Origin of the sequence: Roseovarius aquimarinus, from assembly GCF_043661195.1 — a bacterium.
Lineage (GTDB): Bacteria > Pseudomonadota > Alphaproteobacteria > Rhodobacterales > Rhodobacteraceae > Roseovarius > Roseovarius aquimarinus.
On record NZ_JBIHMM010000003.1, the window covers coordinates 152,728 to 173,220 of the forward strand.

Consider the following 20,493-nt stretch of genomic DNA (forward strand, 5'->3'; position numbering starts at 1 on the left):
ATGATTTCCACCCTCGATTCCGGTCAGGTCGTCAGCCTGGTTCGAAGGACTTGATATACGCCGTGATCCCCTCCTTCCCGTCCGAGATATCGGCGCGCATCGCGGCGCGCGCGGCATCCGCGTCGCGGGCCTCGCAGGCCGCGACGATGGTGTGATGGCGCTGCACCGGACTGATCCGGGCGCTGCCATAGTAACCCGCGATGAGCGGACCCATGCGCAGCCAGAGCCGGTGCAGGATCGTGAGCATCACGGGCATCTGGGCGATCTCCGCGAGCGCGAAATGGAACTGCTGGTTGAGCTCCGCCGCGGCGCTCCAGCGCTGTGCGCGCATCGCTTCCTCGTTGCGCTCGACAAGACGGCGCAGCGCGGCGATCTGCTTGTCCGTCGCCATCTCGGCGGCGCGGGCGGCGGCCAGACCTTCCAGCTCGGCCCGGATGCTGGCGATCTCGGCATATTGCGCAAGCGCCGGCACCGGCACGCGCACATCGCGCATCGAGCGCTGCTCCAGCGCGTCGTCCTGCAGGAGCCGCTGCACCGCGTCCCGCACCGGGGTCGAGCTCGTTCCCAGCGCCTCGGCAAGACCGCGAATCGTCACCTTCTGGTTCGGACGCAGCTTGCCGCGCACCAGTTCCTGGCTGATCCGGTCATAGATGGCGCTGCCGAGCGATTCCTTGCTGAGTTCTTTCATCCGCTTCTCTGATTTTGATGCATCATGCATCATACGGATTGAACCGGCAAACGAAACTTGCAATGCTCCGGCCATATTGACGGCGCGGCCCGCCCGGCTCACTACTGGCGGCGATCCGGCGCAAGGCGCCGCGCAAATCTTCGAAGGACACCCGGATGAAAGCCTATTTCGACGAACGCCAGCTGCGCCACGCGCCCAAGACATATTTCCGCCGCGGCGCCGCGATGCCGCATCAGGAGCAGCCCCAGCGCGCCGAGATCCTGCGCGACATGCTGATCGGCGAAGGCTTCGAGATCACCAAACCCGGCGATCACGGACTGGACCCGGTGCGCGCCGTCCACAATCCCGGCTATGTCGATTTCCTGCCCACCGCCTATGAGCGTTTCGTCGAAAGCGCCGGCACTGAGGCGCTGGCCATCCCGACGATGCATCCCGGCGTGCGCCGCGGGAAGGAGCCGAAGGACATTCACGGCCAGCTCGGCTGGTGGATGACCGACACCTCGACCCCGCTGACCGAAGGCACGTGGGAGGCGGTCTATTGGTCCGCACAAACCGCGATTTCCGCCGCCGAGGACGTGCTGGCCGGATCGCGCAGCGCCTATGCGCTCTGCCGCCCGCCCGGGCACCACGCGATGCGCGATTGCTCGAACGGGTTCTGCTTTTTCAACAATGCCTGCGTGGTGGCCAATCACCTCACCTCGAAGTTCAAACGCGTCGCGCTGATCGACGTCGATGTGCATACCGGCAACGGCTCGCTCGATATTCTCTACGAGCGCGGCGATATCTTCTTCTGTTCGCTGCATCCCGACCCCACCACCTACCCCACCTTCTTCCTCGGCCACGCGGACGAGACGGGCGAGGGCGAGGGCGAGGGCAAGTCGCTCAACATCCTGCTCGAACAGGGCGCGAGCCAAGATGACGTGCTCGCCGCCCTCGACAAGGGCATCGGGGCGATCACGGATTTCGGCGCCGAGGCGCTCGTCGTGTCGCTGGGCTTCGACATGGCCGCCGACGATCCGCTGGCCGCCGTGCAGGTCTATCCCGACGGCTTCGCCGAGATGGCCCGCCGGCTCGCCGCGATGGGCCTTCCCACGGTGCTGGTGCAGGAAGGCGGCTATCTCGGCCCGTCGCTCGCGGACAACGCAAAGGCCTTCATCACCACCTTCCGCGAGGCCACGGCATGAGCGATGCACCCAAGGAGATGAACGGCGCCGAAAGCGTCGTGCGCAGCCTGCACGCAGCGGGCGTCGATACCTGTTTCGCCAATCCCGGCACCTCCGAGATGCAGTTCGTCGACGCGCTCGACCGCACCAAGTTGATGCATTGCGTGCTGGGCCTCTTCGAGGGGGTCGTGACCGGCGCCGCCGATGGCTATGCCCGCATGGCGCGCAAGCCTGCCGTGACGCTTCTGCACCTCGCGCCCGGTTTCGCGAACGCGGCGGCGAACCTGCACAACGCCAAGAAGGCGCGGGTGCCGATGGTCAACCTCGTCGGGGATCACGCGCTGCGGCACCGCCAATATGACGCGCCGCTGTCGGCCGATGTCGAAGCGGCCTGCGCGCCTTTCAGCGACTGGGTCAAATCGGGCGAGGACGCGGGCAGCTTCGCGCGCGACGCGATGGAGGCGCTGCGCATCGCCAAGGGCAAGCCGGGCCGCATCGCAACCCTTGTCGCGCCCGCCGATATCGGCTGGGACGAAGGCGGGCGGATGGCCCCCGAGCTGGCGCCGGACGGCCCGGCGCCGCTCGACGAGGCCCGGCTCGACGAGGCGGTCAAGCTGCTGGGGCCGGGCGGCAAGACCGCCATCCTTGTCGGCAATTCGGTGCTCGAGGATCCCGCGACCCTGAAGCTGCTGCAAGGCATTGGCGAGAAAACGGGCGCAACGATAATCGCTCCCACCTCCTCGCGCCGGACCGAGCGGGGGCAGGGCCGCGCGCCGATCTCCAAGATCCCCTATCCGATCAACGAAGCGATCGCCTGCCTTGCGCCCTATGACCGCGCGATCCTGATCGAGACGCTGCCGCCCGTGGCCTTCTTCGCCTATCCCGGCAAGCCGAGCCTGCTGCTGCCCGAGGACTGCGCGCAGGTGACACTCGTCGGCGTCGATGGCGACGGGCAGGCCACCGTCGCCGCTCTGGCGGAGCGCGTCGGCGCGGCGCCCGGCACCGGGAGCAGCCCCGCCCTCGCCGCGCGGCCGCAATCGGGCGCGATCACGCTCGAAAATCTCGGCGCGGCGCTGGCCAATGCCCTGCCCGAAGATGCCATCGTGATCGACGAGGCCGTCTCTTCGGGCGGCGCCACCTTCCCCGCCGGCGACATGGCACGGCCGAATTCGTGGCTCGCGCTCACCGGCGGCTCCATCGGCATCGGCATCCCGATGTCCGCGGGCGCGGCCATCGCCTGCCCCGACCGGCCCGTTATCACGCTTCAGGCCGATGGCTCGGCCATGTACACCATTCAGGGCCTCTGGACGCAGGCGCGCGAAGGCTCGAACGTGACGACGATCATCCTCGCCAACCGCAGTTACGCGATCCTCAAGACCGAGCTGCACAATGTGGGCGCGCAGCCGGGTCAGGACGCGCTAGACATGCTCAACCTCGACCGCCCGCATCTCGACTTCGTCGCGATGGCCAAGGGGATGGGCGTGCCCGGCCGCCGCGTCGAAGATGTGGCGGATCTCATGCGCGCCATCGAGGACGCGGCGAAGGAGCCCGGCCCCTACCTGATCGAAGCCATGCTGTAATCTGAAAGGCAAATGACAATGACACTGGACGCAGACCTGCGCGAAAAGATCATCAAGGCGGTCGAGGACGGCTTCGAGGCGCAGACCGCCTTCACGCAGAAACTGGTGCAGAACCCCTCCCTGCGCGGGCATGAGCACAGCATTCAGGATCTTCTCTTCCGCGAATTGCAATCACGCGGCTATAAGATGGACCGCTTCGACATGGACCGCGCCGCCATCGAAGCGCATCCCGGCGGATCGAAGTTCAGCGAGGATCACTCCGACGCACCCATCGTGGTCGGCATCCACCGCCCGCGCGAGGAGAAGGGCCGCTCGCTCATCCTGCAATCGCATCTCGACGTGGTGCCCGAGGGGCTGCACGACATGTGGTCCGATCCGCCCTTCTCCGGCAAGATTGAGGGCGACTGGATGTATGGGCGCGGCTCGGGCGACATGAAGGCGGGCGCCGCCGCCAATCTCTTCGCGCTCGACGCCCTGCGCAGCATCGGCCTTCAGCCCGCCGCGACGGTCTATGTCCAATCCGTCGTCGAGGAAGAGTCGACCGGCAACGGCGCGCTTCAGACCTTCCTGCAAGGCTACACCGCCGATGCCGCCTTCATCCCAGAGCCCGAGGAGGAGATGCTCGTGCGCGCCAATACCGGCGTGATCTGGTTTCAGGTGCAAGTGCGCGGCGTGCCCGTCCATGTGCGCGAGATGGGCGAGGGCGCGAACGCCATCGACGCCGCCTATCGCATCATCGGCGCGCTTCGCGAGCTCGAGGAGGATTGGAACGCCGACAAGAGGGGACGCCCACATTTCGAGGACGAGGCGCACCCGATCAACCTCAACATCGGCAAGATCGAGGGGGGCGACTGGGCCTCATCAGTACCGTCCTGGTGCAATATCGACTGCCGCGTGAGCATCTATCCCGGCCAGACCGCCGAGGATATGGCCAAAGAGATCACGGACCGCATCAAAGCCTTCTCGGATGCGGACGCATTCCTCGCCAACAACCCGCCCAAGGTCGTCTTCAACGGTTTTTACGCCGAGGGCTACGTTCTGGAGGAAGGCAGCGAGGCCGAGGCCGTGCTGGGCCGCGCGCATGAGGCGGCCATCGGCGCGCCGATGAAATCCTTCATGACGGCGGGCTATCTCGATAACCGTGTCTATGCGCTCTACAACCAGATCCCATCGCTTTGTTATGGGCCTAAGTCGCGCAACATTCACGGCATCGACGAATGCGTCAGCCTCTCCTCGGTCAAGAAGATCACCACCACGATGGCGCTTTTCATCGCCGAGTGGTGCGGCGTCGAAGCGATCGAGGCGTAATGAGCGTTCCGGCCGGCCTTCCCGCCCTCAGCGCCCCGTCCAAGGCGGCGCCGGCCGTGGTCGATCTTCTGTCGCATGACGCGCCCGAGGTTTCGCTGGATCTCGCAGCCGATCTGGCGCGCGATTTCTATGGCATATCAGGCTCTATAACGCCGCTTAGTGCCGAAAAGGATGCCAATTTCCATATCCGGCTCGAGACGGGCGGCGAGGCCCTTCTGAAGGTCACGAACGCGGTCGAGGATCGCGGCGTGACCGACATGCAGACCGCCGCGCTGCTGCATCTTGCCGCCGTCGATCCCGACCTGCCGGTCCAGCGCATCCACCAGACGCTGGAGGGCGCCCCCGCCGCGATCATCACGGGCCCCACTGGCGACGCGCATGTCGTGCGCCTGATGAGCTTCCTGCGCGGCACGGTCCTCAGCGGCGCCGATCCAGCGCCGGACCTTTATCCGACGCTCGGCGCGCTTCTGGCGCGGCTCACCCTCGGGCTGCGCGGCTTCTTTCACCCGGCAGCGGGCCATGTTCTGCAATGGGACATCAAGCAGGCCCACCGCCTGCGTCCGATGCTGGACGCGATCGAGGACGGCGAGCTGCGCGCGCGCCTCACCGCGCTGCTCGACCGGTTCGATGCCGAGATCGCGCCGCGTCTCGCGGCGCTGCGCGCGCAGGTGGTGCATAACGATTTCAATCCGCATAATCTCCTTGTCGATGGTCCGAACGCGACGATGGCGACCGGCATCATCGATTTCGGAGACATGGTGCACACGCCCGTCGCCTGCGATCTTGCCGTTGCCTGCTCCTACCAAGTTCTCGACGGACCCGATCCAATGGCCCGCGTCGGGCGGCTGCTCGAAGGCTACACGCGCCTCATGCCGCTCGAAGCCGAGGAAATCGCGCTCCTTCCCGACCTCATGCGCCTGCGCCACGCGACGACGCTGACCATCGGCGCATGGCGCGCGCGGCGTTACCCGGCCAATGCGCCCTACATCCTGCGCAACGCCGCAGCCTCCCGCATCGGCCTCGACGCGATCGACCGCATGGGCATTTCCGCCGCGCAGGACGCGCTTCGGGCAGCAATCGAAAGGGCAAATCCATGAGCATGGTCAACGCCTTCGATGCCTCCGCCACGGGCAATCTCGACCCCGCGGATCGCGCGTTGATCGAGCGCCGGGCAAAGGTTCTCGGCCCTGCCTACCGCCTCTTCTACGAAGAGCCGCTGCACCTCGTGCGCGGCGAGGGGGCCTGGGTCTGGGACAAGGCGGGCAAGAAATATCTCGACGCCTACAACAACGTCGCCTCGATGGGCCACTGCCACCCGCATGTCGTGCAGGCCATCAGCGCGCAGCTCGGCGTTCTGAACACCCATACGCGCTATCTGCATGACGGCGTGGTGAGCTACGCCGAGCGGCTTCTGGCCACGATGCCGGACGCGCTGGGGCATGTGATGTTCACCTGCACCGGCTCCGAGGCGAACGATCTCGCGCTGCGGATCGCGCGCAGTTACACGCGCAGGCAGGGCGTCATCGTCACGCGGCTGGCCTATCACGGCCTCAGCGAGTCGATTTCCGAACTTTCGCCCTCACTCGGCGATTTCGTCTCGCGCGGGCCGCGCGTGCGCCTGATCGACGCGCCGAACGCGCTGACCGTGCCGCCCGAGAAACAGGGCGCCAAGCTCGCCGCCGATCTGGCCGAGGCGATCGCCGCGATGCGCAAGGACGGGATCGAGCCCGCCGCCTTCATCGTCGATACTGTCTTTTCCAGCGACGGCCTTTACCCCGATCCGGCGGGCTTTCTCAAACCCGCCGTCGATCTCATTCGCGCCGAGGGCGGCCTCTTCATCGCCGACGAGGTGCAGCCGGGATTCGCCCGCACGGGCGAGGCCTGGTGGGGTTTTCAGCGGCACGGGCTCGTGCCGGACATGGTCACAATGGGCAAGCCGATGGGCAACGGCTTTCCGGTTTCGGGCACCGCGATGCAGCCGCATCTGGTGGCCGAGTTCGGCGAGAAGGCGCGCTATTTCAACACGTTCGGCGGAAACCCCGTGGCCGCCGCCGCCGGCATGGCCGTGATGGATGTGATCGAGACAGAGGGCCTTCTCGAGAATGCGAGCCGCGTCGGCGCCCATCTCAAGGCCGGGCTCGAGGATATCGCAGCCGCGCGCGAGGACATCGCGCAGGTGCGGGGCGCGGGGCTTTTTCTCGCCGTCGAATGCGTGGGCGAAGACAATTCCCCAGATGCCGCCCGGGCGCGGTTCGTCGTCAATCATCTGCGGCGCAACGGCGTGCTCATCAGCGCGACGGGACCGGGCGCCAACATCCTCAAGATCCGCCCGCCTCTGATCCTGAGCGAGGCGGAGGCCGATCATTTCATCGCGGCGACGCGCTCAGCTTTCGCCGCCTCCTGACGCAGCCCCGCGCAGGCCCGCCCGCGCGATCTTGGCATTGAGCGTGCGCTTCGGCAGGCCCAGCTCGCGCGCGGCGCGCGTGCTCGAGCCGTGACACCGCTGCAGGGTGCGGGTGATCTCCTGCGCCTCGAACCGTGCCACCCGCTCTTTCAGCGTGCCCGAGCGCGCCGCCTCCTCGCTGGCGGCGAGCGGCGCGAGGCCGAGCGCGAACCGCTCGGCCACGGCCTTCAGCTCGCGCACATTGCCGGGCCAGTCATGCTGCGCCAGCTTGCGTCTGTCGGAGATGGAGATGGGCACCGGCGGCACACCGTGGCGAAGGGCCGCGTGCTGAACGAAATGCTCGAAGAGCGTGGCGACGTCGCCGCCCATTTCGGCCAGTCGCGGCAAGGCGATCTCGATACCGGCGATGCGATAGAAGAGATCCTCGCGGAAGGTGCCGTCCTGCGCGCGCTGGCGCAAGCCGGGTGCGGCCGAGGAGATCACCCGAAACCGCAGGCTGCGCGAGTCCCGCCCGCCCAGCCGATCGACGCTCCGGCTCTCCAGAACGCGGGCCAGCTTGGGCTGAAGGCCGAGCGGCAGCGCATCGATCCGATCGAGAAAGAGCGTGCCGCCATCCGCCATCTCGATCCGGCCGGGCCGCCCCTCGGGCTGCGCGTCGCTGAAACCAAGCGCGATGCCGAAAAGATCCGCCTCGAACCCCGCCTCGGGCAAGGCGGCGCAGTTGAGCGCGACGAACGGCCCGTCGAGCACAGGACCGGCGCCATGCAGGATGCGCGCGGCCAGCTCCTTGCCGGTGCCGGTCTGCCCGGTGAGCACCACGTCGAGATCGAGAGGCGCGACCCGCATCAGCGCCTCGCGCGCGGCGACGAGCGCCGGGCTGTCGCCCATCAGGCTCTGCCCGCGCGTCATCGCATCGCGCAGCCGCGAAAGCTCGGCCGTCATGCGCGTCACGCGCAGCGCGCGCGAGATCACGGCCAGAAGATGCTCGACATCATAGGGCTTTTCGAGGAAATCCTCGGCCCCCGCGCGCATGGCACGAACCGCATGCTCGACATCCCCGTGCCCGGTCAAGAGGATCACCGGAGCGTCGATCCGGCGCGCCTTCACTTCGTCCAGAAACTCCATCCCGCTCATGCGCGGCATACGCAGGTCGGTCAGGATGATATCGGCGCGCTCCAGATCCTCGAGCGCATCCAGCGCCGAGGCATGCGGCACCGGCGCATGGCCCGCCGCATCCAGCAGATCGCAAAGGCCGATACGGTGATCGTCGTCGTCCTCGACCACCAGAATGCGCGCGCCCGTCATGCCATCCGTCATGCCGCCGCCCGGGCCGATGCGGCGAGCGGAAGGGTGACGGTAGCGATCGTGCCGCCGCCGTCAGCGGGTGCGAGGATCAGGCGGCCCCCGAAACTGTCGAGAAGCGTGGTCGAGATCGAGAGGCCGAGGCCCAGCCCCTCGCCCGTCTTGCGGCGGGTGAAGAACGGCTCGGCGACGCTGCCCATGTCGGCGGGTGCGATCCCGCAGCCATTGTCGCGGATGATATAGTCGATCCGGCCCTCCCGCGCCTCGCGGCGAATGTCGATACGCGGCGCGGCGCTCTCCTCCATCGCATCGAGGGCGTTGAGCAGCAGATTGACGAAGACCTGCTCGAGCCGCACCTGCCCGGCCATCACGACGGGCGACGCGCCCTTGGGCGCGAAGCGGATCTTGGCGCCCATTTCGGCCGCGCGGGCCTGCACGAGGTCGATCGCCCCGGTCATGGCGCTGTCGGCGGCGATGGGCTGCAACTCGGCCGCGTCCTTGCGGCCGAAGCTGCGCAGATGCTTGATGGTGCGCAGGATGCGGCGGATATGGCCGCGCGCCTTGTCGATGCGCCCCGCACTCGGGCCTGCCGGATCGCTCATCGACGCGGCGGCGAGCGTCGCCTCCATCGCCGCGAGCGGCTGGCTGATCTCGTGAACGATGGCGGCGGACATGCGTCCGAGCGCCGCCATCTTCTCGGCATGAACCAAGGCGTCCTGCGTCTGGCGCAGCTCCTCGGTTCGGGCGGCGACACGCGCCTCCAGAATGTCCGATTGCCGGAGCCGCATGGCGACGAGGCGGCGGCGTTGAAGCGCGGTCTGACCCAGCATCACACCGGCGGCGGCGACCAGCGCGGCGATGGCGGCGGCAGAGAGCGCGATCAGGTGAACGCCGCCCCGAGAGCCCGCCGCGACGATGCGCCAGCCATCCGGCGTCACGGGCAGATCGCGCATCAGCATGCCCGCGGGCAGGATCGGCGCGGCGGCCGCCATGTCGATGCCGGGGAATGTGCGCGTCCGCGCCAGCCGGGCGAGCGTGTCCGGCGTCAGCGCCTCGAGCGGGCGATAGAGCCAGTCGCGCCGCCCGGTGAGGATCACCACGCCATCCGCATCGACGATGGAAGTCGCCGCATCCGCCGCGCGCCATGCGTCCTGAAGCGGCAGAAGCTCCACCTTGGCGACGATGACGCCGGTGGCCGCGCCCGAGAAGAGCCGCCGCGAGAGAAAATAGCCGGGCCGCCCTGTCGTGACGCCGATGGCGTAGAAACGGCCCTCGCCCGTCTCCATCGCCCGCGTGAAATAGGGACGGAAGCTGTAGTCGCTGGCAACGAAGCTGCCCGGCTCGTCATGATTGCTCGCCGCGATGGCGATGCCCGCGTCGTTCAAAAGATAAAGCTCCGCGACGCCCGACCGCTCGACCACGGTCGCAAGATAGGCGTTCGCCTCGGCGATCGCACCCGCGTCCTGCGGCGCGGCGAGCGCGGCGCGGATACGTGCATCCTCGGCGGTGACGCCGGGCAGGTAGGCGAAGCGCCCGATTTCGGTCTCGACCGTGTGACGCGTCAGAATGAGCGAGCGGTCGAGCGCGCGCGTGAGGCGTGCATCCGCCGCGAGAAAGGCGCCTCCGCCCACGAGCATGGCCGCGATAAGCGCGGCGAGGAGAAGAACGGTGCGGGAGGTCGGGCGGCTCATTTCTGCAATATGCCAGAACCCTGCGCGGCCGGGGAGGCGGAATCGCAAGGCGCGATGCGCAGCGGCGCGCCCGGCTCGGCCCCGATCTCGCGGCACTCGCCCTCGCCCGTGCAGAGCGTCCAGCCGCCGCCCGTCGCGCCCGATGCGGCCAGTGTGAGCGTAGGCACCGTCACCGCCCCCGGCCATTCCCACCATCCGTTCCTGAGCGTCGCGCCCTCGCCCGGCTCCATCCCCGCGCCCGAGCCGCGCACCCGCGCGGTGGTGAGCGTCAGCATACCCTCGTCGATGCGCCACTCCTCCTGCCAGGCGACACGCTCGACCGAATGCGTCCAGCTCAGCTCGAAGGTCGGCGCGGCCAGCATCAGGCTTGCCGCGCCCACCATGAGACAGCTCATGCCGTCTGCCGCCTCCGGCCCAGCCAGACGCCGAGGCCGAAGAGCGCGGTCAGGGCGAAGCCGATCTCGTCGGTGATGGGCAGCGCCGCGATCAGGGTGAAAGCCGCCACCATCGCAAGCGCCCGCAGCGGCCAGCCGAGCGGACGCCCCGCCCAGCCGATCACCGCCATGCCCCAGAGTCCGATGGAGATGCCGGTCTTGGCGACGACATAAGCCACCGCCGGCCAATAGCCGATCGCCTCGGCGAGCGGCCCGCCGTCCTGGAGCATCAGCGCGGGCGTATAGACCGCCATGAAGGGAATGACGAAGCCCGCCGCCGCCACCTTGATCGCCTCCATCGAGATGCGCAGGCCCGGCGCCTTGGCGATGGGCGCCGCCGCGAAACAGGCGAGCGCTACCGGGGGCGTGAGATCCGCGAGGATGCCGAAATAGAAGACGAACATATGCGAGACGATCAGCGGCACGCCCAGTTCGAGGAGGGCCGGACCGGCGATCGAGGAGGTGATGATGTAGTTGGGGATCGTCGGAATGCCCATGCCCAGAAGGATGCAGGTAAGCATCGTCAGGAGCAGCGACAGAAAGAGGCTCGACTGACCGACAGAGACGATGAATTGCCCGAAGGTGTTCGCCGCGCCCGTCAGGGTCATCGTGCCGATGATGACACCCACCAGCGCGCAGGCGACGCCCACCGGCAGCGCCGTCTTGGCCCCGTCGGCGAGGCTGTCGCGGCAAAGGATCAGGGTCTGCCGCCCGCCCCGTGTCAAGGCGCACCACATCAGAAGCACCGCCAGCGCCGCGAAAAGCACATCGATCCCCCATTGCAGGAAGCCCGCGGCGACAAGGCCCAGCGCGACCCAGAAGATGGTGCGGATGACCCCTTCGGGCAGGTTCATCGCCGCCGAGCCGCCGAGGATCAGAAGCACGGTCAACCCGAGGCCGATCGTGCCCGCGAAAAGCGGCGTGTAGCCCCCGAAGAGAAGGTAGACGAGCACGCCGAGCGGCACGAGCAGCATCCAGTTCTTCTTGAGCGCGTCCAGCGGCGACGGCAGCTCGGACAGGCTCAGCCCGCTGAGCCCGTGCCGTCCGGCCTCGAGATGGACGATCCAGAAGGCCGACAGGAAATAGAGGATCGCCGGAATGAGCGCGGCCTTCACGACCTCTACATAGGCGACGTCCAGCGTCTCGGCCATGATGAAGGCCACGGCGCCCATGACCGGCGGCATGATTTGTCCGCCCATCGACGCGGTCGATTCGACCCCGCCCGCGAAGGCGGGCCGATAGCCGAATTTCTTCATCAGCGGGATCGTGAATTGTCCCGTTGTGACGACATTCGCCACGCCCGATCCCGATATCGTGCCCATGAGGCCCGACGAGACGACGGCGACCTTGGCCGCGCCGCCCTGCCGATGGCCGAAAAGGCCCAGCGACACATCGGTGAAGAGCCGGATCATGCCGGCCTTTTCGAGGAACGCGCCGAAGAGGATGAAGAGGAAGATGAAGGTCGAGGACACGAAGGTCGGGATGCCGTAGATCCCTTCCGTGCCATAGGCCATGTGGTCGATCACCTGCCCGAAGCTGTAGCCGCGATGATTGAGCGGCGCGGGCAGATATTCCCCGAAGAGGCAGTAGGCCAGAAAGCCGCCCGCGATCAGCGGCAGCGCGAGGCCCATCATCGCCCATGCCGCCGCGAAGACGACACCGAGCGCGATCACGCCGATCACGATATCCCGGTCGAGCGGGCGCCCCGCGCGGAGGATCAGCGGCTCGTATTCCCACCACTGGTAGAGCGCGACGGCGACCCCGGCGAGCGCCAGCGCCCAGGCCAGCACCCGCAATGCGCCGCCCGCGTTTCGGGAATAGGCGATGAGCGGGAAAGTCAGCAGCATGAGGAAGCCGACATGGAAGGCGCGGGTGACCTGGCTCGACAGGTCGATCACATGCGCGGCGGTCACGATCTGAAAAACCGAGAAGACGACCGCGATCCAGAAGAGCACGCGTCCGATGGCGGAATGCGGAAAATCGACGCCGTGTCCCTCGGACGGGACAGGCGGGGTGACTGGATTTGTCATGGAGCGCTCCACTGATCTGCGGGTGCGATGGGGATTGCGCGCGCCCTGTCATGGCGCGCGCGATCAGGTCTGCTTATTGCAGGAGGCCCTGCTCGCGATAGTAGCGCTCCGCGCCCGGATGCAGCGGGATCGGCATGCCGTCGAGCGCCTTCTTCATGTCGATCTGCGCCGCCGCCTGATGCGCGGCCTCGAGCGTGTCGAGATTCTCGAAAAGCAGCTTGGTCATGGCATAGGCGGTATCGTCGCTCACGCCCGCATGGCTGACGAGGTAGTTCGACACCGCGACGGTCGGCACGTCTTCGGTCTGCCCGTCATAGGTGTTCGCCGGGATGGTGGCCGCGATATAGGGCGCGCCCAGCGTTTCCGCGACCGACGCCGGGATCGCCACGACGGTGATCGGCAGCGCCGAGGACAGATCGCGGATCGACGCGACACCGAGGCCCGCCGATTGCAGCGTGCCGTCCAGTTGGCGGTTCTTGATGAGTTCGACCGATTCGGCGAAGGGAAGATACTCGGTCTTGCCCAGATCGTCATAGGACATGCCCATCGCGCCGAAGATCGCGCGCGCGTTGAGCTCGGTGCCCGAAGCCGGCGCGCCGACCGACAGGCTGCGGCCCTTCAGGCCTTCGAAATCGGTGATGCCCGATTCTTCGCTGGCGACCACCTGAATGTAGTTCGGATAGATCGCCGCGATGCCGCGCAGCTGGTCCAGCTTGGCCGGAAAGCCCGCCTCCTCGACGCCCTGCCATGCGGCATCTACAGAATCGCCCAGCGCGAAGGCGATCTCGCCCCGGCCTTCCTGGAGCAGGTTCAGGTTCTCGACGCTTGCCTTGGTCGATTGCACCTGCGTGCGCACGCCTTCGATCTTCTCGCCGTAGATATTGGCGAGGCCCGCGCCCAGCGGGTAATAGACGCCCGAGGTGCCGCCGGTCAGCACGTTGATGAATTCCTGCGCCTGGGCGCCGGAGGTGAAGCTGGCGGCCGCGACGATCGCGCCGCTCAGAGCGGTTGTGAATCTGTTCATGGTATCCTCCCATTGCGCCGCACCCTCTCTCCCGGGGCGCGGCGAATGAAGGGAATGCGAAACACGCGCGCCGGGCAAGCCTCCACCGAAGGCCGGGCCGAAATAGCGGGCAGAATTTTGCTCGATTGCGGGCAATATCTTGCTCGCCTGCCGCCGACTTAGTCTTCTTGGACTTCCTTCAGCCGCGTGGCGAGCAGCGCCCCGAGGGCCGCGATCGCGGCGAAGAGCAGAAGGACCGGCGCGGGTCCGAACACGTCCGCCGCCAGCCCGAAGAGGCCGCCCGCAAGCAGTGCGATCCCGATCAGCGTATTCGACAGCGCGGTGTAGCGCGCGCGGAACGCATCCTCCGCCATGTCCGTCAGATGCAGCTTGCGCCCCGCCCGCACGCCCTCGTACGCGATCTGCGCCGCGAAAATCGCTGCAGCAGCACCGAGCGCGCCGCCAAGCCCACCGAGCGCGAGGCCGACACCGCCGACCGCGGCGAAAACAGCGGCCCCGAGCGCCCCGGCGGCCATCAATGTCTGGCGGCTCGAGCGGTCCGAGAGGCGCCCCCAGATGTAGGAGGCGAGCACCGACGCCGCCGTCGAGGCCATCACTAGCGGTCCCAGCTCGTTGAGCGCCGAGCGGCCCGACGCAGCCGTCAACATCACAATGAAGGGCGGTGCCAGCGCGGTCACCGCCAGCGCCGCGCGCGAGGCGACGAAGATCCTGAGCTGGGCGTCCGTCAGGATGGGCTGCACGAGCGCCGCCAGCGTGTCGTCCTCCTCGCCTTCCTCGACCTCCTTCGGCTCGTCGAGGCGCAGAAAGATGAGCGACGCGGCGATGAAAGCGGCCCCGGCGACCGCTATGATCCCGGCCAGGGGCGCGACGGACACCTCGAAAAGCCCCGCCCACATGACGAGGCCGACCAAGAAAACGGAGACCGCCGCGATCGAAGCCGCCAGCCCGGTGATCGCGCCCCTGCGCGTCTTGGTGATCGTCCGCGCGAGCGCGTCCTTGTAGCTGACCGAGGAGGCGGACCGCGCGACCGCCAAAAGCGCGAGGCAAGCCAGGATGGCGCCGCCGGCCCACGCCCCGTCGAGCAGCAGGGCCGAGGCGGCGATCCCGAGCGCGGCGAGCCCCTGAAGCGCGCTCCCCACCGCCCAGAACCGCTTGCGCTGCGGGCTTGCCTCGACGGCGCGCGCCAAGGCGAGCTGCGGCAACAGCGCACCCGATTCGCGCACCGGAACCAATGCGCCGATCATCGCCCCGGGCGCGCCGAGCGCGGTCAGAAGCCACGACAGAACGAGCTTGGGGTCGATCAGCGCATCGGCCGTCTTGGTCAGGACCAGCGAGACGGTATGCACGAGGCCGTTGGCCGCCTCGCCCTTTTCGACATCATCGGGATCGCTGTCCGTGATCCGCCCGAACGCCGCCTTGGTGAAACCGGTTTTCATCACAAGCACCTCTTGCTCTACCGGCAAGGACGTAGGACCGAGGCCCATGGGCGGCAAGCGAGGGGTCGGGGGCGGATGCCCGTGGACGCGACGAGACGCGCTGCCGCGACGGGCAGTAGGGCGGCTGAAAAATCATGTCATGTCGGGAATTTGGTGGAGCCTAGGGGGATCGAACCCCTGACCTCCTGCATGCCATGCAGGCGCTCTCCCAGCTGAGCTAAGGCCCCGATGCGGCCCTCGCGGGCTGCTCGGGCTGATTAAGCAAAGCGCCGGGCGGGATCAAGCGAAAAATCCGGCCCGGCCCCGCGCGATCAGCTGTCGTCGTCGTCCGATGCGACATCGGCGATGTCGTCCAGCGAGACGTCCTCGTCTTCGTCGTCCTCGAGCACATCATCGCCCAGATCGACATCGACGTCGTCGTCATCGTCCAGCACCGCGTCGTCGTCGGTGTTGGCGTCCTTCATCTTCTTCGTTTCCGCATCCTCGGCGTCGGCCTTGATCGACCGGCTCTTGCCGGTGTTCAGCTCGACGACCTCGCCCGTGTAGGGGCTGACGATCGGATTCTTGTTCAGGTCGTAGAAACGCTGGCCCGTCGTCGGGCACAGGCGTTTGACGCCCCATTCTTCCTTGGGCATGATGCGTCCCTTTCAATATGGTGCCTTGCATGCGATCTGCGCCACCTGCCATAACGATGCAAAGGTGTCAAAGCCTTTGAGACAGGCATTCGCAGCGGCAGACACGCATATGGGCGAGCACATCCTTCCCGGCAACCCCCCGATCGCGCTGACGCTGCGCAGATCGGCGCGCGCGCGGCGCATCAGCCTGCGGGTTTCCGCCACCGACGGGCGGGTCACGCTGACCCTGCCGCGCGGGCTGGCCGAGCGCGAGGCGCTCGATTTCGCCCGCTCGAAACAGGACTGGCTCCAGGGTCATCTCGAGGCGCGCAAGGCCGAGGTGCAAGCCATTCCCGGCGCACTGATCCCGGTCGAGGGGCAGATGCTGCGGATCGAGGCCGGCACGGGCAAGCGCGTCACGGCCGAAGGAGACAGGCTGATCGTTCCGGGCGGACAGCCCGCGCGTCTTCAGGCTTGGCTCAAGACGCTGGCGCGCGACCGGCTGGCAACCGCCTCCGACAGATATGCCGCCGCGCTCGGCCGGCCCTATGGCAAGCTCACCTTGCGCGACACGCGCTCGCGCTGGGGGTCCTGCTCATCGAGCGCCGGGCTCAGCTATTCGTGGCGGCTCATCATGGCGCCGCCCGAGGTGTTGGACTATGTGGCCGCGCATGAGGTGGCCCATCTCGATCAGATGAACCACTCGCCCGCCTTCTGGGCCGCCGTCGCGCGGCTGATGCCGGACTATGCCGAGCACCGCCAATGGCTGCGCCGGAACGGGACCGAACTGCATCGCTTTCGCTTCGATTGACGGGCGCGCGATTTGTGATCACAACTGAACCATGCTGCTGAATCCGCGCCCCGATCCCGTGCCCGCCGCCCATGACCGCGTCTATCGCGGGCTGCGCACGCGCATCATGCACGGCCAGATCCCGCCGGGGCAGGCGCTCACGCTGCGCGGCATCGGCAAGGAATTCGACGTGTCGATGACCCCCGCGCGCGAGGCGCTGCGCCGCCTTGTCGCCGAGGGCGCACTGACGCTCAGCCAGTCGGGCCGCGTGTCGACGCCCGAGCTGAGCAACGACCGGATCGAGGAGCTGGCGGCGCTCCGCTCTCTGCTCGAGGTCGAGCTGGCGAGCCGGGCGCTGCCCCGCGCGCATATCGCGCTGATCGACCGGCTGACCACGATCAACGCCGCCATCGCCGAGGATATCGCGCGGCAGGACGCCGTGGCCTATATCCGCCGCAATCTGGAGTTTCATCGCACGCTCTACCTGCGTGCGCAGGCTCCCGCGATGCTGGCGATGGCCGAGACGGTCTGGCTGCAACTCGGGCCGACGATGCGCAAGCTCTATGGCCGCCTGCGCCAGAAGGAGCCTCCGCCCTACCACCGCCTCATCATCGGCGCGCTGAAAGCCGGGGACGAGCCTGCGCTGCGCCTCGCCGTGCGCTCGGACGTGACGCAAGGTTTGCGGATGCTGGCGAGTTAGGCCGCGAGCCCCTTGGAGCCCATGTTGAGGAATTTCTCGCGGCGGTCCTTCACGAGGGCCCTCGCATCCTTGCCGTCCAGCTCCTTGAGCATCTCGCCCAGCGCGGCGCGCACGGCACTGATCGCCTTTTTCGGGTCGCGATGCGCGCCGCCCATCGGCTCGTCGATGATGCGGTCGGCCACGCCCAGCTTGATGAGATCCTGCGCGGTGAGGCGGAGCGCCTCGGCGGCCTCGCGCATCTTCTCGGCGTCCTTCCAGAGGATCGACGCACAGCCCTCGGGCGAAATCACCGAATAGATCGAATGCTCGAGCATGGCGACGCGGTTGGCGCTGGCGAAGGCGACGGCACCGCCCGATCCGCCCTCACCGATCACCACGCTGACCAGCGGCACGCCGATCTGGAGGCACTTTTCAGTGGCGCGGGCGATCGCTTCGGACTGGCCACGCTCCTCGGCGCCCTTGCCGGGATAGGCGCCGGGCGTGTCGACCAGCGTGATGACCGGCAGGCGGAACTTGTGCGCCATCTCCATCAGACGGATCGCCTTGCGATAGCCTTCGGGCCGGGCCATGCCGAAATTGCGCTCGATCCGGGACTTCGTGTCGTTGCCCTTCTCATGGCCGATCACCATCACGGGCCGATCATCGAGCCGCGCGAGGCCGCCCATCACGGCGTGATCGTCTGCGAAGTTGCGATCCCCGGCGAGGGGCGTGTATTCGGTGAAGAGCGCGTCGATGTAATCGCGGCAATGCGGACGCTCGGGATGACGCGCGACCTGGCACTTCCGCCAGGGCGTCAGATCCTTGTAGAGATCGCGGAGCATGTTCGCCGCCTTCTTGTCCAGCGCGGCGGCCTCTTCCTCGACATCGACGCCTTCGCCCGCGCGGGCCATCGCCCGAAGCTCGGCGGCCTTGCCTTCGATTTCGGCAAGGGGCTTTTCAAAGTCGAGATACTGGGTCATTGCGCGGCTCCGCTCTGGTGCCAGCGTTATATGGCCGGGGCGCGCGTCGAATGCAATCAGGTTGCCGGGCACGGCGCGCCCTAATGCGGCATCAGCACCGGGATGAGCGTCGCCACCAGAAGCGCGGCCATCGTCCAGTTGAACGCCCGTAGCCGCCCCCGCGTCGAGAGGAAACGGCGCATTTGCAGGCCGAGCGCGGTCCATGTCGTCGTGCTGATCGACGAGACCGCGCAATAGGCGCCCGCGACCCAGAGGATCGCCGTCGGCTCGCGCCCGCCGGCATAAAGCGTGATGGCCGAGAGCGCCATAAACCACGCCTTGGGGTTCACCCATTGAAACGCCGCCGCTTGGAGGAACGTCAGCGGCTTGCCCGCCGCCTCGACGCCCGCCTCGCGGGGCGGGGCCGCGTTGGCGATCTTCCACGCGAGGAACAGAAGATAGGCCACGCTGATCGCGGTGAGGATGGTCTGCACGACCGGATAGGCCTCGAACACGCGGATCACCCCGATCCCGACGAGCAGCGTCAGCACCGGCATACCGATCCCGATACCGAACATATGCGGCACCGTGCGGCGAAAGCCGAAATTGGCGCCCGATGCCATCAGCATCAGGTTGTTCGGACCGGGGGTGATTACCCCGACGAAGCAGAAGGCGACGAGCGCCATGAGGATATCGAGTGTCATGCGCGCAACATTATTCAGATCATGCCGCAATGAAATTGCGTTGTCTTGTGCAATCGAAAAACATCCGCAACTATCCCGCGCCATGGACAAGATCAACGAGCGAATATTGCAGGAGCTTTCCCGCGACGGCCGGATCAGCAACATCACGCTGGCCGATCGCTGCGGCCTCTCGCCCAGCGCCTGCCTGCGCCGCGTGCAGGATCTCGAGCGGCGCGGGATCATCGCGGGCTATCGCGCGGTCCTCGATCGCGGCGCGATGGGCGTCGGCTTCGTCGCCTATGCCACGGTCGGGCTCAACAGCCACACCAAGGCGAGTCAGGAAGCGTTCGAGCGCGCGATGGCCGCGGCGCCCGAAGTGGTCGAGTGCCACAACATCACCGGCTCGGTCGAATACCTTCTTCGGATCGAGGTGGCGGACCTGCCCAGCTACAAGACCTTCCACACCGACGTGATCGGCGTTCTGCCGCAGGTCAACGCGATCACCTCCTACGTGGTCATGGGCTCGCCCAAGGACGCGCGCGCCTGATGGCTTCCCAAGGCGCCATGTGCAGGATATGCCAGCGCCCATGAAAACGATGCCCGACATCTACGCCGACAAGGTCAATTCCGGCGCGCTCACCGCCGACCCCGCGCAGGAGGCCGTCCTGCCCGAGTTCGAGCGCATCCGCGCCGCCCTCGCCGAGCCGGAGCGCAAGGGCTGGTTCCGCAAGGCACCGGAGCCGCCGAAGGGCCTCTACATGTGGGGCGGCGTCGGGCGCGGCAAATCCATGCTGATGGACATGTTCGCGGCCTCGCTCGACGTGCCGAACCGGCGCGTGCATTTCCATGCCTTCATGCAGGAGATCCACGCCGGCATCCACGCGGCCCGCCAGCAGGGCAAGGAGGACGCCGTCGCCCCCGTCGCCGCCAAGGTGGCCGAAGATGTGCGCCTTCTGGCCTTCGACGAGATGCAGATCACCGACATTACCGACGCGATGATCGTGGGCCGCCTATTTCAGGCGCTTTTCGATGCGGGCGTCGTGGTGGTGACGACATCCAACCGCGTTCCGGACGATCTCTACAAGAACGGCCTGAACCGGCAGCTCTTTCTGCCCTTCATCGAGCTTCTCAAGGAAAAGATGGTGGTGCACGAGCTCGCCTCGCCCACCGACTACCGGCAGGACCGCATCGCCGGCAGCCCCACATACTTCACCCCGAACGATGCCGAGGCCCGCGAGAAGATCGAGGAAGTCTGGCAGAGCCTCACCGAAGGCAAGGCCGAGCCGCATACCTTGACCGTCCAGAAGCGCAAGGTCGAGATTCCCGCCTTTCACAACGGCGTCGCGCGGGCGAGCTTCTATCACCTCTGCGGGCGCATGCTGGGCGCCGCCGATTATCTCGCCCTGGCCGACGCCGCGCGGGTGCTGGTGCTCGAGGATATCCCGCTTCTGAGCCGCCAGAACTTCAACGAGGCGAAACGCTTCGTCACGCTGATCGACGCACTCTACGAGGCCAAGGTCCGCCTGATCTGCTCGGCCGCCGCCACGCCTGAATATCTCTATGTCGAGGGCGAGGGCAGTTTCGAGTTCGAGCGCACCGCAAGCCGCCTGCGCGAGATGCAATCCGAGGGCTGGGGCACCGCCTGATCGCTGCGACGGCACGGCACCTTGCACCCCCTTTCAAAATTCGCTGCAAACGCTATATAGAC

At 67.3% G+C, this 20,493-nt stretch carries 19 protein-coding genes and 1 tRNA gene; 9 read left to right on the forward strand and 11 right to left on the reverse strand.

The window, feature by feature from the left end; translation table 11 throughout:
- Positions 1–31 precede the first annotated feature (31 nt).
- A complete protein-coding gene (locus ACGRVM_RS11345) occupies positions 32–688 on the reverse strand; it encodes a GntR family transcriptional regulator (RefSeq protein WP_377171697.1) in 657 nt (218 codons plus the stop codon).
- 155 nt (positions 689–843) lie between these two features.
- Here ACGRVM_RS11345 and ACGRVM_RS11350 point away from each other — a divergent pair, with 155 nt between their 5' ends.
- The 5 genes from ACGRVM_RS11350 to ACGRVM_RS11370 are packed head-to-tail and all read left to right on the forward strand — an operon-like array spanning position 844 to position 7,143.
- Positions 844–1,872, forward strand: coding sequence for a histone deacetylase family protein (locus tag ACGRVM_RS11350; RefSeq protein ID WP_377171699.1), 1,029 nt, complete (start codon positions 844–846; stop codon positions 1,870–1,872).
- Positions 1,869–3,431, forward strand: a complete 1,563-nt coding sequence (locus tag ACGRVM_RS11355; RefSeq protein WP_377171701.1) for an acetolactate synthase large subunit — start codon at positions 1,869–1,871, stop codon at positions 3,429–3,431. The genes ACGRVM_RS11350 and ACGRVM_RS11355 overlap by 4 nt, the downstream gene beginning before the upstream one ends.
- Positions 3,432–3,449: 18 nt before the next feature.
- Positions 3,450–4,739: an ArgE/DapE family deacylase gene (locus ACGRVM_RS11360; RefSeq protein ID WP_377171703.1), complete on the forward strand. Its 1,290-nt coding sequence runs from the start codon at positions 3,450–3,452 to the stop codon at positions 4,737–4,739.
- Positions 4,739–5,836 (forward strand): phosphotransferase, encoded by a 1,098-nt coding sequence (locus ACGRVM_RS11365; RefSeq protein WP_377171705.1) that lies wholly within the window; start codon positions 4,739–4,741, stop codon positions 5,834–5,836. Before ACGRVM_RS11360 ends, ACGRVM_RS11365 begins: the two co-directional genes overlap by 1 nt.
- Entirely contained in the window at positions 5,833–7,143 is a 1,311-nt protein-coding gene (locus ACGRVM_RS11370; protein WP_377171707.1) for an aspartate aminotransferase family protein, read from the forward strand. The genes ACGRVM_RS11365 and ACGRVM_RS11370 overlap by 4 nt, the downstream gene beginning before the upstream one ends.
- On the opposite strand, the gene ACGRVM_RS11375 is transcribed toward ACGRVM_RS11370, so the two are convergent.
- From ACGRVM_RS11375 to ACGRVM_RS11410, 8 genes are all read right to left on the reverse strand, one after another.
- Positions 7,123–8,460, reverse strand: coding sequence for a sigma-54-dependent transcriptional regulator (locus ACGRVM_RS11375; protein WP_377171709.1), 1,338 nt, complete (start codon positions 8,458–8,460; stop codon positions 7,123–7,125). The two genes, ACGRVM_RS11370 and ACGRVM_RS11375, sit on opposite strands and share 21 nt — an antisense overlap.
- Complete coding sequence (locus tag ACGRVM_RS11380) at positions 8,457–10,136, reverse strand: sensor histidine kinase (RefSeq protein WP_377171711.1); 1,680 nt, start codon at positions 10,134–10,136, stop codon at positions 8,457–8,459. The genes ACGRVM_RS11375 and ACGRVM_RS11380 overlap by 4 nt, the downstream gene beginning before the upstream one ends.
- Positions 10,133–10,531: a DUF1850 domain-containing protein gene (locus tag ACGRVM_RS11385; RefSeq protein ID WP_377171713.1), complete on the reverse strand. Its 399-nt coding sequence runs from the start codon at positions 10,529–10,531 to the stop codon at positions 10,133–10,135. Before ACGRVM_RS11385 ends, ACGRVM_RS11380 begins: the two co-directional genes overlap by 4 nt.
- Positions 10,528–12,600: a TRAP transporter permease gene (locus ACGRVM_RS11390; RefSeq protein ID WP_377171715.1), complete on the reverse strand. Its 2,073-nt coding sequence runs from the start codon at positions 12,598–12,600 to the stop codon at positions 10,528–10,530. The genes ACGRVM_RS11385 and ACGRVM_RS11390 overlap by 4 nt, the downstream gene beginning before the upstream one ends.
- A 73-nt stretch (positions 12,601–12,673) precedes the next feature.
- Positions 12,674–13,624, reverse strand: a complete 951-nt coding sequence (locus ACGRVM_RS11395; RefSeq protein ID WP_377171717.1) for a TAXI family TRAP transporter solute-binding subunit — start codon at positions 13,622–13,624, stop codon at positions 12,674–12,676.
- Positions 13,625–13,782: 158 nt separating this feature from the next.
- A complete protein-coding gene (locus tag ACGRVM_RS11400; RefSeq protein ID WP_377171719.1) occupies positions 13,783–15,060 on the reverse strand; it encodes an MFS transporter in 1,278 nt (425 codons plus the stop codon).
- Positions 15,061–15,211: 151 nt separating this feature from the next.
- A tRNA-Ala gene (locus tag ACGRVM_RS11405) sits at positions 15,212–15,287 on the reverse strand.
- An 84-nt stretch (positions 15,288–15,371) separates the two neighbouring features.
- A complete protein-coding gene (locus ACGRVM_RS11410) occupies positions 15,372–15,695 on the reverse strand; it encodes a TIGR02300 family protein (protein WP_377171721.1) in 324 nt (107 codons plus the stop codon).
- 109 nt (positions 15,696–15,804) lie between these two features.
- Here ACGRVM_RS11410 and ACGRVM_RS11415 point away from each other — a divergent pair, with 109 nt between their 5' ends.
- Together ACGRVM_RS11415 and ACGRVM_RS11420 are read left to right on the forward strand one after the other, a co-directional pair.
- The gene (locus tag ACGRVM_RS11415; RefSeq protein ID WP_377172454.1) at positions 15,805–16,485 is read left to right on the forward strand and encodes a M48 family metallopeptidase; all 681 of its coding nucleotides are present in this window, start codon (positions 15,805–15,807) and stop codon (positions 16,483–16,485) included.
- 31 nt (positions 16,486–16,516) lie between these two features.
- Positions 16,517–17,164 (forward strand): GntR family transcriptional regulator, encoded by a 648-nt coding sequence (locus ACGRVM_RS11420; RefSeq protein WP_377171723.1) that lies wholly within the window; start codon positions 16,517–16,519, stop codon positions 17,162–17,164.
- On the opposite strand, the gene ACGRVM_RS11425 is transcribed toward ACGRVM_RS11420, so the two are convergent.
- A complete protein-coding gene (locus tag ACGRVM_RS11425; RefSeq protein WP_377171725.1) occupies positions 17,161–18,123 on the reverse strand; it encodes an acetyl-CoA carboxylase carboxyltransferase subunit alpha in 963 nt (320 codons plus the stop codon). The genes ACGRVM_RS11420 and ACGRVM_RS11425 overlap by 4 nt on opposite strands.
- 80 nt (positions 18,124–18,203) lie before the next feature.
- A complete protein-coding gene (locus ACGRVM_RS11430) occupies positions 18,204–18,806 on the reverse strand; it encodes a LysE family translocator (protein ID WP_377171727.1) in 603 nt (200 codons plus the stop codon).
- Between the two features lie 82 nt (positions 18,807–18,888).
- Between ACGRVM_RS11430 and ACGRVM_RS11435 the strand changes: the two genes are divergently transcribed.
- Together ACGRVM_RS11435 and zapE are read left to right on the forward strand one after the other, a co-directional pair.
- Positions 18,889–19,332, forward strand: coding sequence for an Lrp/AsnC family transcriptional regulator (locus tag ACGRVM_RS11435; RefSeq protein WP_377171729.1), 444 nt, complete (start codon positions 18,889–18,891; stop codon positions 19,330–19,332).
- A 40-nt stretch (positions 19,333–19,372) separates the two neighbouring features.
- Positions 19,373–20,431: a cell division protein ZapE gene (gene zapE / locus ACGRVM_RS11440; protein WP_377171731.1), complete on the forward strand. Its 1,059-nt coding sequence runs from the start codon at positions 19,373–19,375 to the stop codon at positions 20,429–20,431.
- Positions 20,432–20,493 lie beyond the last annotated feature (62 nt).

Coding starts and splice junctions, on each gene's coding strand:
- ACGRVM_RS11380 (WP_377171711.1), bottom strand. CDS start 10,136: ATGAGCCGCCCGACCTCCCGCACCGTTCTTCTCCTCGCCGCGCTTATC.
- ACGRVM_RS11390 (WP_377171715.1), bottom strand. CDS start 12,600: ATGACAAATCCAGTCACCCCGCCTGTCCCGTCCGAGGGACACGGCGTC.
- zapE (WP_377171731.1), top strand. CDS start 19,373: ATGAAAACGATGCCCGACATCTACGCCGACAAGGTCAATTCCGGCGCG.
- ACGRVM_RS11430 (WP_377171727.1), bottom strand. CDS start 18,806: ATGACACTCGATATCCTCATGGCGCTCGTCGCCTTCTGCTTCGTCGGG.
- ACGRVM_RS11370 (WP_377171707.1), top strand. CDS start 5,833: ATGAGCATGGTCAACGCCTTCGATGCCTCCGCCACGGGCAATCTCGAC.
- ACGRVM_RS11360 (WP_377171703.1), top strand. CDS start 3,450: ATGACACTGGACGCAGACCTGCGCGAAAAGATCATCAAGGCGGTCGAG.
- ACGRVM_RS11345 (WP_377171697.1), bottom strand. CDS start 688: ATGAAAGAACTCAGCAAGGAATCGCTCGGCAGCGCCATCTATGACCGG.
- ACGRVM_RS11350 (WP_377171699.1), top strand. CDS start 844: ATGAAAGCCTATTTCGACGAACGCCAGCTGCGCCACGCGCCCAAGACA.
- ACGRVM_RS11385 (WP_377171713.1), bottom strand. CDS start 10,531: ATGAGCTGTCTCATGGTGGGCGCGGCAAGCCTGATGCTGGCCGCGCCG.
- ACGRVM_RS11410 (WP_377171721.1), bottom strand. CDS start 15,695: ATGCCCAAGGAAGAATGGGGCGTCAAACGCCTGTGCCCGACGACGGGC.
- ACGRVM_RS11425 (WP_377171725.1), bottom strand. CDS start 18,123: ATGACCCAGTATCTCGACTTTGAAAAGCCCCTTGCCGAAATCGAAGGC.
- ACGRVM_RS11400 (WP_377171719.1), bottom strand. CDS start 15,060: ATGAAAACCGGTTTCACCAAGGCGGCGTTCGGGCGGATCACGGACAGC.
- ACGRVM_RS11435 (WP_377171729.1), top strand. CDS start 18,889: ATGGACAAGATCAACGAGCGAATATTGCAGGAGCTTTCCCGCGACGGC.
- ACGRVM_RS11415 (WP_377172454.1), top strand. CDS start 15,805: ATGGGCGAGCACATCCTTCCCGGCAACCCCCCGATCGCGCTGACGCTG.
- ACGRVM_RS11395 (WP_377171717.1), bottom strand. CDS start 13,624: ATGAACAGATTCACAACCGCTCTGAGCGGCGCGATCGTCGCGGCCGCC.
- ACGRVM_RS11375 (WP_377171709.1), bottom strand. CDS start 8,460: ATGACGGATGGCATGACGGGCGCGCGCATTCTGGTGGTCGAGGACGAC.
- ACGRVM_RS11355 (WP_377171701.1), top strand. CDS start 1,869: ATGAGCGATGCACCCAAGGAGATGAACGGCGCCGAAAGCGTCGTGCGC.
- ACGRVM_RS11365 (WP_377171705.1), top strand. CDS start 4,739: ATGAGCGTTCCGGCCGGCCTTCCCGCCCTCAGCGCCCCGTCCAAGGCG.
- ACGRVM_RS11420 (WP_377171723.1), top strand. CDS start 16,517: ATGCTGCTGAATCCGCGCCCCGATCCCGTGCCCGCCGCCCATGACCGC.